Origin of the sequence: Aeromicrobium massiliense JC14 (assembly GCF_000312105.1) — a bacterium.
Taxonomy (GTDB): Bacteria; Actinomycetota; Actinomycetes; order Propionibacteriales; family Nocardioidaceae; genus Aeromicrobium; species Aeromicrobium massiliense.
Map to the genome: position 1 here is coordinate 832,645 of NZ_HE978637.1, position 13,160 is coordinate 845,804.

Consider the following 13,160-nt stretch of genomic DNA (forward strand, 5'->3'; position numbering starts at 1 on the left):
ACCGGCGTCGGGATGTTCTTGTCGGTGGGCGTCGTTAGGCTCGGTGATGTCCCACACCACCTCTGACCTCAGGAGCCGCGTGAACGACCGCCTCGTCATCGAGGGCGCCCGCGAGCACAACCTCAAGAACGTCTCGCTGGACCTGCCGCGCGACTCCCTCATCGTCTTCACCGGCCTGTCCGGCTCGGGCAAGTCGTCGCTGGCCTTCGACACGATCTTCGCCGAGGGGCAGCGCCGCTACGTCGAGTCGCTCTCGGCGTACGCGCGCCAGTTCCTGGGCCAGATGGACAAGCCGGACGTCGACTTCATCGAGGGCCTGTCGCCCGCGGTGTCGATCGACCAGAAGTCGACCTCGCGCAACCCGCGCTCGACCGTCGGCACGATCACCGAGGTCCACGACTACCTGCGCCTGCTGTTCGCCCGCGCGGGCCGCGCCCACTGCCCCGAGTGCGGCGAGCGCATCTCCAAGCAGACGCCCCAGCAGATCGTCGACCGCGTCATGACGATGGACGAGGGCACCCGCTTCCAGGTGCTCGCGCCGGTCATCCGCGGTCGCAAGGGCGAGTACCTCGAGCTGTTCCGCTCGCTGCAGCAGCAGGGCTTCAGCCGCGTCGTGGTCGACGGCGAGACCCACATGCTCGCCGACGAGCCGCCGAAGCTGGCCAAGACGAAGAAGCACACCATCGACGTCGTGGTCGACCGGCTGCAGGTCAAGCCGACCCAGAAGCAGCGGCTCACCGACTCCGTCGAGACCGCGCTGGGCCTGGCCGACGGCCTGGTGCTCATCGAGGTCGTCGACCTGCCGGCCGACGACCCGCAGCGCGTGCGCCGGTTCAGCGAGAAGCTGGCCTGCCCCAACGACCACCCGCTCGCCGTCGACGAGCTCGAGCCGCGCTCGTTCTCGTTCAACGCGCCGTTCGGCGCCTGCCCGGTCTGTCACGGCCTGGGCACGCGGCTCGAGGTCGACCCCGAGCTGGTCGTCCCCGACCCCGGCAAGACGCTCGCCGAGGGCGCGCTGGCGCCGTGGAGCAACACCCAGTCCAGCGACTACTTCGGCCGCATCCTGCAGGCGCTGGGCGAGGAGCTGGGCTTCGACCTCGACACCCCGTTCGAGCGGCTGGCCAAGGACGTCCAGAAGGCGCTCCTGCACGGGCACCCGACCAAGGTGCACGTCCGCTACCGCAACCGGTACGGCCGCGAGCGCTCGTACTACACGTCCTTCGAGGGCGCGATCGGCTACATCGAGCGCCGCCACGAGGAGACCGAGTCCGAGGCGAGCAAGGAGCGCTACGAGGGCTTCATGCGCGAGGTCGCCTGCCCGACCTGCCAGGGCACCCGGCTCAAGCCGGTCATCCTCGCGGTGACGGTCGAGAACCCCGAGCTGGGCGAGAAGAACATCGCCGAGGTCTCGAACCTGTCGATCCGTGAGGCGTCGGAGTACCTGGCCGGCCTGGAGATGACCTCCCGCGAGAAGCAGATCGCCGCGCAGGTGCTCAAGGAGATCAACGCCCGGCTGCGGTTCCTGCTCGACGTCGGCCTCGACTACCTGTCGCTCGACCGTGCCGCCGGCACGCTGTCCGGCGGCGAGGCCCAGCGCATCCGCCTGGCCACGCAGATCGGCGCCGGCCTGGTCGGAGTGCTCTACGTGCTCGACGAGCCGTCCATCGGCCTGCACCAGCGCGACAACGAGCGACTGATCGAGACCCTCGTCCGGCTGAAGAACCTGGGCAACACGCTCATCGTCGTCGAGCACGACGAGGACACCATCCGCGCCGCCGACTGGGCGGTCGACATCGGCCCCGGGGCCGGCGAGCGCGGCGGCAACGTCATCGTGTCCGGCCCGGTCGACGAGCTGCTGTCCAGCGACGACTCGATCACCGGCAAGTACCTGTCCGGACGGCTCGAGATCCCCGTGCCCGACAAGCGGCGCCCGGCCCAGAAGGGCCGCGAGCTCGTCGTGCGCGGCGCGCGCGAGAACAACCTGCGCAACGTCGACGTGAAGTTCCCGCTCGGCCAGCTGGTCGCCGTCACCGGCGTCTCCGGCTCGGGCAAGTCGACGCTGGTCAACGACATCCTCTACACGTCGCTGGCCCGCTCGATCTACAAGGCGCGGGCCATCCCCGGCCGGCACCGCACGATCGAGGGCACCGACCAGCTCGACAAGATCATCCACGTCGACCAGTCGCCGATCGGCCGCACGCCGCGCTCGAACCCGGCCACCTACACCGGCGTGTTCGACCACGTCCGCAAGCTGTTCGCGCAGACGCCCGAGGCGAAGATGCGCGGCTACCAGCAGGGCCGGTTCTCGTTCAACATCAAGGGCGGACGCTGCGAGGGCTGCTCGGGCGACGGCACGATCAAGATCGAGATGAACTTCCTGCCCGACGTGTACGTGCCGTGCGAGGTCTGCGGCGGGGCGCGCTACAACCGCGAGACGCTCGAGGTCCGCTACAAGGGCAAGACGATCGCCGAGGTCCTCGACATGCCGATCGAGGAGGCCGCGGAGTTCTTCGAGCCGATCACGGTCATCCACCGTCACCTCAAGACGCTCGTCGAGGTCGGCCTGGGCTACGTCCGGCTGGGCCAGCCGGCCACGACGCTGTCCGGCGGCGAGGCGCAGCGGGTCAAGCTGGCCACCGAGCTCCAGCGCCGCAGCACCGGCCGCACGATGTACGTGCTCGACGAGCCGACCACCGGCCTGCACTTCGAGGACATCCGCAAGCTGCTCGAGGTGCTGCACCGCCTGGTCGACCAGGGCAACTCGATCATCGTGATCGAGCACAACCTGGACGTCATCAAGACGGCCGACCACATCATCGACATGGGTCCGGAGGGTGGCAGCGGCGGCGGCCAGGTCGTCGTCACCGGCACGCCGGAGAAGGTGGCAGCCTCGCCGGACAGCCACACCGGACGCTTCCTCGCGCCGCTGCTCGAGCGCGGTCGCGTCCCGGTCGGCTGATGGCCGACCCGGCGACCTACCGGCCCCGGCCGGGGGAGATCCCGACCGACCCCGGCGTCTACCGCTTCCGCGACGCCGAGGGCCGGGTCATCTACGTCGGCAAGGCCAAGTCGCTGCGCCAGCGGCTGAACTCGTACTTCGCCGACCTGGCGGGCCTGCACGAGCGCACCCGGCGCATGGTGACGACCGCGGCCGGCGTCGACTGGACGGTCGTCGGCACCGAGGTCGAGGCGCTCGCGCTCGAGTACACCTGGATCAAGGAGTTCGACCCGCGGTTCAACGTGAAGTACCGCGACGACAAGTCCTACCCGTGGCTCGCGGTCACCGTCGGCGAGGAGTACCCGCGCGTGCAGGTCATGCGCGGCGCCCAGCGCAAGGGCGTGCGCTACTTCGGGCCCTACGGCCACGCCTGGGCGATCCGCGACACCGTCGACACGCTGCTGCGCGTCTTCCCGATGCGCTCCTGCTCGGGCGGCGTGTTCCGCCGGGCCCGTGCCATCGGACGTCCGTGCCTGCTCGGCGACATCGGCAAGTGCGCCGCCCCGTGCGTCGGCCGGGTCGACGCCGACGAGCACCGCGACATCGTCGAGGACTTCATGTCCTTCATGGGCGGCCAGACCGCGGGGTTCACCCGCGAGCTGGAGCGCAAGATGCGCGACGCCGCCGGCAAGCAGGAGTACGAGCTCGCGGCCAAGTACCGCGACGACCTCGGCGCCCTCAACCGCGTCCTGGAGAAGCAGACCGTCGTGCTGGGTGACGGCACCGACGCCGACGTGCTCGGCTTCGAGCTCGACCCGCTCGAGGTCGCCGTGCAGATCTTCAACGTCCGCGGCGGACGCATCCGCGGCCAGCGCGGCTGGGTCGCCGACCGGGCCGACGACGCGCCGCTGCCCGAGCTCGTCGAGCGGGCCGTCATGGCGCTCTACCAGGACGCCGCGCCCGCCGGCATCCCGCGCGAGGTGCTCGTCCCGGCCGTGCCGGCCGACGTCGAGGCTCTGGAGTCGCTGCTCGCCGAGCTGCGCGGCGGCCCGGTCACGCTGCGCGTGCCGCAGCGCGGCGACAAGAAGCGGCTGCTCGAGACCGTGGGCCAGAACGCCAAGCAGGTCATGGCCCGGCACAAGCTCAAGCGCGCCGGCGACCTGACCGCCCGCAGCCAGGCGCTGGAGGAGATCCAGGAGACGCTCGGCCTGCCGACCGCGCCGCTGCGCATCGAGTGCTACGACATCTCGAACCTCCAGGGCACCGAGATCGTCGCGTCCATGGTCGTCTTCGAGGACGGCCTGCCGCGCAAGTCCGAGTACCGCCGGTTCACGATCCGGCACGAGGGCCAGAGCGACGTCGCCGCGATGCACGAGGTCATCACCCGGCGGTTCGAGCGGCTGCTCAAGGCCCGGGCCGAGGGGGCGGACGCCTCCGGCATCGACCCCGAGACCGGCAAGCCGAAGAAGTTCGCCTACGCCCCGGCGCTCGTCGTCGTCGACGGCGGCCCGCCTCAGGTCGCCGCCGCACAGCAGGCCATGGACGAGCTGGGCATCTCCGACGTCGCCCTGTGCGGCCTGGCCAAGCGGCTGGAGGAGGTCTGGGTCCCCGACGACGAGGACCCGGTCATCATGCCGCGCACCAGCGAGGGGCTGTACCTGCTGCAGCGCGTCCGCGACGAGGCCCACCGCTTCGCCATCACGCACCACCGTCAGCGGCGCAGCAGGTCGATGGTGGTGAGCGAGCTCGACGCCGTCCCCGGCCTCGGCCCGACGCGCATCAAGGCGCTGCGGAAGACGTTCGGCTCGGTCAAGGCGATGCGCCAGGCGTCCGTCGACGAGCTCGCCGCGGTGCCCGGCATCGGCCCGGCGACCGCCGCGGCGATCCATGCCGCCCTGAACGACGGCGACGCCCAGGCGGCGTCCGGTACGGTCGCGGTCAACACCGCCACCGGCGAGATCCTGGAGGACTAGATGGCCCGGCTCGACGAGCTCGTGCTGGTGACCGGCATGACCGGCGCCGGGCGCGGCACCGCGGCGAAGACGCTCGAGAAGCTCGGCTACTACGTGGTCGACAACCTGCCCGCCGCCCTGCTGCCCGACGTCGTGCGCACCGCCCGCGACCTCGACGGCTTCGTGGGTCTCGCCGTCGTCGTCGACGCCCGGTCGGGCCCGTTCTTCGGTGAGCTGTTCGAGGCGGTCGAGTCGGTGCGCGACTCCGGCGTCACCCCGCTGGTGCTCTACCTCGAGGCCGCCGACGAGGTGCTGGTGCGCCGGCAGGAGGCCGCCCGCCGTCCGCACCCGCTCAGCCGCGAGGGACGCCTCATGGACGGCTTCGCCCGCGAGCGCGAGCTGCTGCGCTCCTGGCGCGGCCGCGCGAACGTCGTCATCGACACCACGAACCTCAACACCCACCAGCTGGCCTCGCGGGTGCGGGCCGCCTTCCACGACCCGGAGTCCGGCGGCCTGCGCGCGTCGGTCGTCTCGTTCGGCTTCAAGTACGGCCTGCCGATCGACGCCGACATGGTCGCCGACATGCGCTTCCTGCCCAACCCGTTCTGGGTCGACGACCTGCGACCGCTGAGCGGCCTGGACGACCCGGTCCGCGAGTACGTCCGGTCCCAGCCGCGGGCCGAGGAGTTCCTGGAGCGCTACGAGGAGCTGGTCGCGTTCCTGACCGACGGCTTCCTCAAGGAGGACAAGCACTTCCTCACCATCGCGATCGGCTGCACCGGCGGACGCCACCGCAGCGTCGCCATGGCCGAGGCGTTCGCCGACCGGCTGCGCCGGCACAACGTCCCCACGCTCGTCGTCCACCGCGACCTGGGACGCGAGTGAGCGCCACCCGCCGGCTGCCGCCGCAGCGGGCCCGTCGCGTCGTCGCCCTGGGCGGCGGCCACGGCCTGGCCGCGAGCCTGTCCGCGCTGCGCCTGCTGCCCACCGACCTGACCGGCGTCGTCACCGTCGCCGACAACGGCGGCTCGTCCGGCCGGCTCCGCGACGAGCTCGGCATCCTGCCGCCCGGCGACCTGCGCATGGCCCTGGCCGCCCTGTGCGGCGACGACCAGTGGGGACGCACCTGGGCCGACGTCCTGCAGCACCGGTTCCGGACGGAGGGCGAGCTGCACGGGCACGCCGTCGGCAACCTGCTCATCGCCGCCGTGTGGGAGCGGCTGGGCGACCACGTCGCGGGGCTCGACCTCGTCGGCCGCCTGCTGGGCGCCCAGGGCCGCGTCCTGCCCATGACGTCGGTGCCGATCGAGATCACCGCCGAGGTCGTCATGCACGACCAGCCCGGCGAGCTCACCACGATCCGTGGGCAGGTCGAGGTCGCGTCCACCGACGGCGACGTCGTGTCGGTCTCGCTCGAGCCGTCCGACCCGCCGGCGTGCCCGGAGGCGGTCGAGGCGATCCTCGCCGCCGACGACGTGGTCATCGGGCCCGGCTCGTGGTTCACCAGCGTCATCCCGAACCTGCTCGTCCCGGAGCTGCGCGACGCCCTCGTGCGCACGAGCGCGAAGCGCGTGCTGGTGCTCAACCTGGCCAACCAGCCGGGGGAGACCGACGGCTTCACCGCCGAGACGCACCTGGAGGTGCTCGCGGCGCACGCGCCCGAGCTCGACATCGACGTCGTGCTGGCCGACGACCGGGTCGTTGACGAGACCGGTAGTCTCGACGCGATGGTGAAGGGCCTCGGCGGCCGCCTCGTGCGCACGCCGGTGGCGACCTCGCCGCAGTCCGACCAGCACGACTCGCTGCGCCTTGCGGCAGCGTTCCGGCGGATCTTCGACGAGCTGGACGACAGGGGTCGCGGGGCGACCGGAAGGTGGTAGCCGCATGGCGATGACCGCACAGGTGAAGTCCGAGCTCGCGAGCACGAACGTCACGAAGGCCTGCTGCCGCAAGGCGGAGGTCTCCTCGATGCTCCGCTTCGCCGGCGGGCTGCACCTCTCGGCCGGACGCATCGTCGTCGAGGCCGAGCTCGACACCGGTGCGGCCGCGCGGCGCCTGCGCAAGGACATCGCCGAGGTCTACGGCCACGACAGCGAGATCGCGATGCTCCGCGGCGGCTCGAGCCTGCGCAAGAGCGCCCACTACCTGGTGCGGGTCAGCCGCGACGGCGAGGCGCTCGCCCGCCAGACCGGCCTCATCGACGGCCGCGGACGTCCCGTGCGGGGCCTGCCCCCGCAGGTCGTCTCCGGGGCCACCTGCGACGCCGTGGCGGCCTGGCGCGGCACGTTCCTGGCCCGCGGCTCGCTCACCGAGCCCGGCCGCTCGTCGGCGCTCGAGGTCACCTGCCCCGGCTCCGAGGCCGCCCTCGCCCTGGTCGGCGCGGCCCGCCGCCTCGGCATCGGCGCCAAGGCGCGCGAGGTGCGCGGCGTCGACCGCGTCGTCATCCGCGACGGCGAGGCCATCGGCGCGCTGCTGACCCGGCTGGGTGCGCACGAGACGCTGCTGGCCTGGGAGGAGCGCCGCATGCGCCGCGAGGTGCGCGCCACGGCCAACCGGCTGGCCAACTTCGACGACGCCAACCTGCGCCGCTCGGCCCGGGCGGCCGTGGCCGCCGGCGCGCGCGCCCAGCGTGCGCTGGAGATCCTCGGCGAGGAGGTGCCCGACCACCTCAAGATGGCCGGCGAGCTGCGCGTCGAGCACCGCCAGGCGAGCCTGGAGGAGCTGGGCCGCCTGCACGAGCCCGTGCTGACCAAGGACGCCATCGCCGGACGCATCCGGCGCCTGCTCGCGATGGCCGACAAGCGGGCCGAGGAGCTTGGCATCCCTGACACCGAGGCGGGCCTGTCCGAGGACGTCCTGGACGACGAGTGAGGGATACCCGCGCGTAACCTGGGTCACCCGCGGAGCGGTGGGCCGACTCGATAGGCTGGGCTCGGACCTACCCATCATCGAGACCAGGAGCGAACCTCGTGACCGTACGCGTGGGCATCAACGGATTTGGCCGCATCGGCCGCAACTTCTTCCGCGCGGTTCGCGCGTCCGGCGAGGACATCCAGGTCGTCGCCGTCAACGACCTCACCGACAACAAGACGCTGGCGACGCTGCTCAAGTACGACTCGATCCTGGGCCGCCTCGACGCCGACGTCACCTTCGACGAGTCGGCCATCTACGTCGGCGACCAGAAGATCGCCGCCTTCGAGGAGCGCGACCCCGCGAAGCTCGACTGGGCCTCGGTCGGCGTCGACGTCGTCGTGGAGTCCACCGGCTTCTTCACCGACGCCACCAAGGCGAAGGCGCACGTCGACGGCGGCGCCAAGAAGGTCATCATCTCGGCGCCCGCGTCGAACGAGGACATCACCATCGTCATGGGCGTCAACCACGACCTGTACGACGGCGACAAGCACACCGTCATCTCGAACGCCTCGTGCACCACGAACTGCCTCGCCCCGATGGCCAAGGCGCTCAACGACGCGCTGGGCATCGAGAAGGGCCTGATGACCACGATCCACGCGTACACGCAGGACCAGAACCTGCAGGACGCGCCGCACAAGGACCTGCGTCGCGCCCGCGCCGCCGCGCTCAACATCGTCCCCACCTCGACCGGTGCGGCCAAGGCGGTCAGCCTGGTCCTGCCCGAGCTCAAGGGCAAGCTCGACGGCTACGCGCTCCGCGTCCCGGTGCCGACCGGCTCGGCCACCGACCTCAGCTTCGAGGCCTCGCGCGAGACCACCGTCGAGGAGGTCAACGCGATCATGAAGGCGGCGGCCGAGGGCCCGCTCAAGGGCTTCCTGACCTACACCGAGGACCCGATCGTCTCCTCGGACATCGTCACCGACCCGTCGTCGTGCACCTTCGACTCGGGCCTGACGAAGGTCATCGGCAACCAGGTCAAGGTCGTCGGCTGGTACGACAACGAGTGGGGCTACTCCAACCGTCTCGTCGACCTGGTCAAGCACGTCGGCGCGTCGCTCTGACCGTGCAGACCATCGACGACCTCGGCGACCTGCGCGGCAAGCGCGTCCTGGTCCGCAGCGACCTGAACGTGCCGCTCGACGGCACGACGATCACCGACGACGGTCGCGTCCGCGCGAGCGTCCCGACGATCCAGCGGCTCGCGGACGCGGGTGCGCGCGTGCTCGTCACGGCGCACCTCGGCCGTCCCGACGGCACGCCCAACCCGACGTACTCGCTGGCCCCGGTGGCCGAGCGGCTCGCTGAGCTGCTCGGCCGTCCGGTGCTCTTCGCGAACGACACCGTGGGTGCCGAGGCGCAGCGCATCAGCGCGGCGCTGGAGGACGGCGACGTCGCGGTGCTCGAGAACGTCCGGTTCAACCCGGGCGAGACGAGCAAGGACGACGCCGTCCGCGGCGCGTTCGCCGACGAGCTGGCCGCCCTGGCCGACGTGTTCGTGTCCGACGGCTTCGGCGTCGTGCACCGCAAGCAGGCCAGCGTCTACGACGTCGCCACGCGTCTGCCGGCCGCAGTCGGCGGGCTCGTGCAGGCCGAGGTCGAGGTGCTGAAGCGGCTCACCGAGACGCCCGAGCGCCCGTACGTGGTCGTGCTGGGCGGCTCGAAGGTGTCCGACAAGCTCGGCGTCATCGACAACCTGCTCGACAAGGCCGACGCGCTGCTGATCGGCGGCGGCATGCTGTTCACCTTCCTCAAGGCCCAGGGCCACGAGGTCGGCACGTCGCTGCTCGAGGCCGACCAGCTCGACACCGCCCGCTCGTACCTGGAGCGCGCCGCCGCGCAGGGCGTGGAGCTGCTGCTGCCGACCGACGTGGTCGTCGCGCCGGAGTTCAAGGACGCCGGCGCCGAGACGGTCGCGGCCGACGCGATCCCGGCCGACCGCATGGGCCTGGACATCGGCCCCGACTCGGCGGACGCGTTCGCCGAGCGCATCCGCGGTGCGCGCACGGTCTTCTGGAACGGCCCCATGGGTGTGTTCGAGATGGCGTCGTTCGCCGAGGGCACCCGCACGGTCGCGCAGGCGCTCACCGAGGTCGACGGCCTGTCGGTCGTCGGCGGTGGCGACTCCGCCGCCGCGGTGCGCCAGCTCGGCTTCGAGGACGCGCAGTTCGGTCACATCTCCACCGGTGGCGGTGCGAGCCTGGAGTACCTCGAGGGCAAGACGCTCCCGGGCCTGGACGTCCTGGAGGAGCAGTCGTGAGCACCCGTACCCCGCTGATGGCCGGCAACTGGAAGAGCAACCTCAACCACCAGGAAGCGGTGGTGCTCGTCCAGAAGCTCGCGTGGACGCTGCAGGACAAGAAGCACGACTTCGACAAGGCCGAGGTCGTCGTGGTCCCGCCGTTCACCGATCTGCGCAGCGTCCAGACGCTCGTGGACGGCGACCGGCTGAAGATCCGCTACGGCGCGCAGGACGTGTCGGCGCACGACGGCGGCGCGCACACCGGCGAGATCTCCGCCGCGATGCTGGCCAAGCTCGGCTGCTCCTACGTCGTCGTGGGCCACTCCGAGCGCCGCCAGGACCACGCCGAGACCGACGAGGTCGTGGCCACCAAGGCGCGCAAGGCGCTGGCGGCGGGCATGACCCCGATCGTGTGCGTCGGCGAGGGCCTGGAGGTCCGTCAGGCCGGCGAGCACGTCGCCCACACCCTGGCCCAGGTCGACGGCTCGCTCGCCGGGTTCTCGCCCGAGGAGGTCGCCGGGCTGGTCGTCGCGTACGAGCCGGTCTGGGCGATCGGCACCGGCGAGGTGGCCACCCCCGAGGACGCCCAGGAGGTGTGCTCGGCGATCCGTCAGCGTGTCGCGGAGACCTGCTCGTCGGACGCGGCCGCGTCGTTGCGTATCCTTTACGGCGGATCGGTCAAGGCGGCGAACGTCGCGTCGATCATGGCCCAGCCCGACGTGGACGGGGCCCTGGTCGGCGGTGCGAGCCTCGAGGCCGAGGAGTTCGCCGGGATCGCCCGGTTCTACGCCCTGCCGAGCATCGGCTAACGTCCGCAAGGACATCCAGAAAGGTCCGACGTGGTTCTCTTCTTCTCGGTCGTGCTCGCCATCAGCAGCCTGCTGATGATCGTGCTCGTCCTCATGCACAAGGGTCGCGGTGGCGGCCTGTCGGACATGTTCGGTGGTGGCGTCTCCAGCTCCCTGGGCGGTTCGTCCGTCGCCGAGCGCAACCTCGACCGCATCACCGTCGGCTTCGCGGTCATCTGGGCCGTGTGCGTCGTCGCCCTCGGGCTGCTCCTGAAGGTGGCCAACTGATGGCCGCCGGAGCGATCCGGGGCAGCCGCATCGGCTCGGGCCCCATGGGCGAGGCGGAGCGTGGCGAGGCCGCGCCCCGCAAGGCCGTGACGTACTTCTGCCACAACGACCACCGCACGGTGCTGCAGTTCGCCATCGAGGCGGAGGTGCCGGACGAGTGGGACTGCCCGCGCTGCGGCCTGCCGGCCAGCGTCGACGCCGCGAACCGGCCCGACGCGCCCAAGACCGAGCCGTACAAGACGCACCTGGCCTACGTGAAGGAGCGTCGCTCCGAGACGGAGGCCACCGAGATCCTCGACGAGGCGCTGCAGCTGCTCCGCAGCCGCCGCAAGTCCGGCGAGGTCATCTTCTGATCCGCTGACGCGGACGCACGAAGGCCCGGCACCCCACGAGGGGTGCCGGGCCTTCGTCGTGCGTCGTGGGCCGGTCAGGCGGGGAGCTGCGACGCGGCGTCCGTGTCGAGGAACCAGCGGGTCTCCTGCGTGCCGTGCACCCCGGTGGCGGGCACCTCGGTGACCGGCTCGCCGGCCGCGGCCCGGGCGACGGCCTCGGCCTTGCCCTCGCCGCTCACGACCAGCCACGTGCGGCGCGTGTGGTTGAGCACCGGGAAGGTGAGCGTCAGCCGGTTCGGCGGCGGCTTGGGGGAGTCCTCGACGTCGACGACCGGCCGCACCGTCTCGTGCAGCTGGGCGAACCCGGGGAACAGCGAGGCGACGTGCCCGTCGGGCCCGACGCCGAGCAGCACGACGTCGAACGGGTCGGTCGGCAGCACCGCGGCGTACGCGTCGGCCGCCTCCGCCGCGGACAGCCCGCCGTCGGTCGACGGGAACGCGTGGATGCGCTCCTCGGGCACGTCGAGGCGGTCCAGGAAGCTCTCGCGGGCCTGGCGCTCGTTGCGATCCTCGGAGTCGCCGGCGACGAACCGCTCGTCGCCCCAGTACCAGTCGACGTCGGACCAGTCGGCCGCGTCCGGGTCCATGCGCTCGAACGCGCGCGTCGCGATGGTGCCGCCGGTGAGGACGACCGACGGCGTCCGGCCCTCGGCCTGGGCCTCGCGCACGACGTCGGCCAGGGCCGCGTTGAGCGCGTCGACGAGCGCGTCGGGACCGTCGTGGACGTCGTGGTTCATCGGGTGCCCTTCTCCAGCATGTGCTTGACGGTGGACTCGTAGACGTCGTCGGCGTCCAGGCGGCGCAGGTCCTCGGCCAGGAGCTCGGGGACGGTGCGGGTCACGAGCGGTACCTGCCGCTCGGACGCGCCGGGCACCGAGAACGTCGTGGTGTCGGCCTCGCGGGTGATGAGCACGTCGCCGGCGTCGGTGTGCAGCTTCACCTGGCTGACGTGGGGGTAGGAGCCCTCGGTCAGCGAGACGTCGATGCGCAGCCGGTCCTCCAGCCAGGCGGCCAGCAGGACGGCGGCCGGGTTGCCGGGGCCGGCGACCAGCTCGGCCGAGCGCACCTTCGACCGGGTCTGGTCGAGGGCGGCGGCCAGCAGCCCGCGCATCGGCGTGAGCCGGGTCCAGGCCAGGTCGGTGTCGCCCGGCTCGTAGCGGCGGGCCACGGCGCGGAGCGCGTGCACCGGCTTGCTGCTCGCCTCGGAGTCGGTCAGCCGGCGCTGGGCCAGGCGTCCGATCGGGTCCTCGGCCGGGTCGGCGGGGGCCTCGCCGGGCCACCACACGACCACGGGGGAGTCGGGCAGCAGCAGCGGCAGCACGACGGACTCGGCGTGCTTGACCAGCTGCCCGGACATCCGCAGCAGCACGGACTCGCCGGACGTCTCCTGCCCGACCCGCACCTTCGCGTGCAGCGTCGCGGCACCGCGGCCGGAGCCGCGGATCACGCCGATGACCCGGGCCGGGTGCTCCTTGGCCAGGTCGGTGGCGTCGCGCAGGGCGTCGGCGACGCCGTCCTCGTCGGTGATGACGACGAACGTCAGCACCATGTCCATCGCCGGGCTGCCCGAAGCCATCCGGGCCTTGACCATCGCCCGGGCGATCTCCGAGGCGTTGGTGTCGTTGAGCTCGATCTGCATCAGCGCGTCAC

12 protein-coding genes are annotated in these 13,160 nt (G+C 71.8%); 10 read left to right on the forward strand and 2 right to left on the reverse strand.

Annotated features, from left to right (window positions below; translation table 11 throughout):
- Positions 1-79 precede the first annotated feature (79 nt).
- From uvrA to HGAM_RS11305, 10 genes are all read left to right on the forward strand, one after another.
- The gene (gene uvrA, locus HGAM_RS11260; protein ID WP_019145596.1) at positions 80-2,959 is read left to right on the forward strand and encodes an excinuclease ABC subunit UvrA; all 2,880 of its coding nucleotides are present in this window, start codon (positions 80-82) and stop codon (positions 2,957-2,959) included.
- Positions 2,959-4,911, forward strand: a complete 1,953-nt coding sequence (gene uvrC, locus HGAM_RS11265; RefSeq protein ID WP_019145597.1) for an excinuclease ABC subunit UvrC — start codon at positions 2,959-2,961, stop codon at positions 4,909-4,911. Before uvrA ends, uvrC begins: the two co-directional genes overlap by 1 nt.
- Positions 4,912-5,775 (forward strand): RNase adapter RapZ, encoded by an 864-nt coding sequence (rapZ, locus tag HGAM_RS11270; protein WP_019145598.1) that lies wholly within the window; start codon positions 4,912-4,914, stop codon positions 5,773-5,775. It begins immediately after the preceding gene.
- Entirely contained in the window at positions 5,772-6,770 is a 999-nt protein-coding gene (locus HGAM_RS18990; protein ID WP_019145599.1) for a gluconeogenesis factor YvcK family protein, read from the forward strand. The genes rapZ and HGAM_RS18990 overlap by 4 nt, the downstream gene beginning before the upstream one ends.
- Before the next feature lie 4 nt (positions 6,771-6,774).
- Positions 6,775-7,761, forward strand: coding sequence for a DNA-binding protein WhiA (gene whiA / locus HGAM_RS11280; protein WP_019145600.1), 987 nt, complete (start codon positions 6,775-6,777; stop codon positions 7,759-7,761).
- A gap of 98 nt (positions 7,762-7,859) precedes the next feature.
- A complete protein-coding gene (gene gap / locus HGAM_RS11285) occupies positions 7,860-8,864 on the forward strand; it encodes a type I glyceraldehyde-3-phosphate dehydrogenase (protein WP_020691609.1) in 1,005 nt (334 codons plus the stop codon).
- 2 nt (positions 8,865-8,866) lie between these two features.
- Positions 8,867-10,060 (forward strand): phosphoglycerate kinase, encoded by a 1,194-nt coding sequence (locus tag HGAM_RS11290; protein ID WP_019145602.1) that lies wholly within the window; start codon positions 8,867-8,869, stop codon positions 10,058-10,060.
- 17 nt (positions 10,061-10,077) lie between these two features.
- Positions 10,078-10,851 (forward strand): triose-phosphate isomerase, encoded by a 774-nt coding sequence (tpiA, locus tag HGAM_RS11295; protein WP_049798325.1) that lies wholly within the window; start codon positions 10,078-10,080, stop codon positions 10,849-10,851.
- A 30-nt stretch (positions 10,852-10,881) separates the two neighbouring features.
- The gene (gene secG / locus HGAM_RS11300) at positions 10,882-11,118 is read left to right on the forward strand and encodes a preprotein translocase subunit SecG (RefSeq protein WP_019145604.1); all 237 of its coding nucleotides are present in this window, start codon (positions 10,882-10,884) and stop codon (positions 11,116-11,118) included.
- Positions 11,118-11,471 carry an RNA polymerase-binding protein RbpA gene (locus tag HGAM_RS11305; RefSeq protein WP_019145605.1) on the forward strand — a complete coding sequence of 118 codons (354 nt, stop codon included), beginning with the start codon at positions 11,118-11,120 and terminating at the stop codon, positions 11,469-11,471. Before secG ends, HGAM_RS11305 begins: the two co-directional genes overlap by 1 nt.
- Before the next feature lie 74 nt (positions 11,472-11,545).
- Here HGAM_RS11305 and pgl read toward each other — a convergent pair whose 3' ends face one another.
- Together pgl and HGAM_RS11315 are read right to left on the reverse strand one after the other, a co-directional pair.
- Positions 11,546-12,247 carry a 6-phosphogluconolactonase gene (pgl, locus tag HGAM_RS11310; RefSeq protein WP_019145606.1) on the reverse strand — a complete coding sequence of 234 codons (702 nt, stop codon included), beginning with the start codon at positions 12,245-12,247 and terminating at the stop codon, positions 11,546-11,548.
- Complete coding sequence (locus HGAM_RS11315) at positions 12,244-13,149, reverse strand: glucose-6-phosphate dehydrogenase assembly protein OpcA (RefSeq protein WP_019145607.1); 906 nt, start codon at positions 13,147-13,149, stop codon at positions 12,244-12,246. Before HGAM_RS11315 ends, pgl begins: the two co-directional genes overlap by 4 nt.
- Between the last annotated feature and the right edge of the window lie 11 nt (positions 13,150-13,160).

What these genes read in the sequence shown, in the direction of transcription:
- whiA (WP_019145600.1), top strand. Translation starts at nt 6,775, where the DNA reads ATGGCGATGACCGCACAGGTGAAGTCCGAGCTCGCGAGCACGAACGTC.
- HGAM_RS11315 (WP_019145607.1), bottom strand. Translation starts at nt 13,149, where the DNA reads ATGCAGATCGAGCTCAACGACACCAACGCCTCGGAGATCGCCCGGGCG.
- HGAM_RS11305 (WP_019145605.1), top strand. Translation starts at nt 11,118, where the DNA reads ATGGCCGCCGGAGCGATCCGGGGCAGCCGCATCGGCTCGGGCCCCATG.
- pgl (WP_019145606.1), bottom strand. Translation starts at nt 12,247, where the DNA reads ATGAACCACGACGTCCACGACGGTCCCGACGCGCTCGTCGACGCGCTC.
- rapZ (WP_019145598.1), top strand. Translation starts at nt 4,912, where the DNA reads ATGGCCCGGCTCGACGAGCTCGTGCTGGTGACCGGCATGACCGGCGCC.
- uvrC (WP_019145597.1), top strand. Translation starts at nt 2,959, where the DNA reads ATGGCCGACCCGGCGACCTACCGGCCCCGGCCGGGGGAGATCCCGACC.
- tpiA (WP_049798325.1), top strand. Translation starts at nt 10,078, where the DNA reads ATGGCCGGCAACTGGAAGAGCAACCTCAACCACCAGGAAGCGGTGGTG.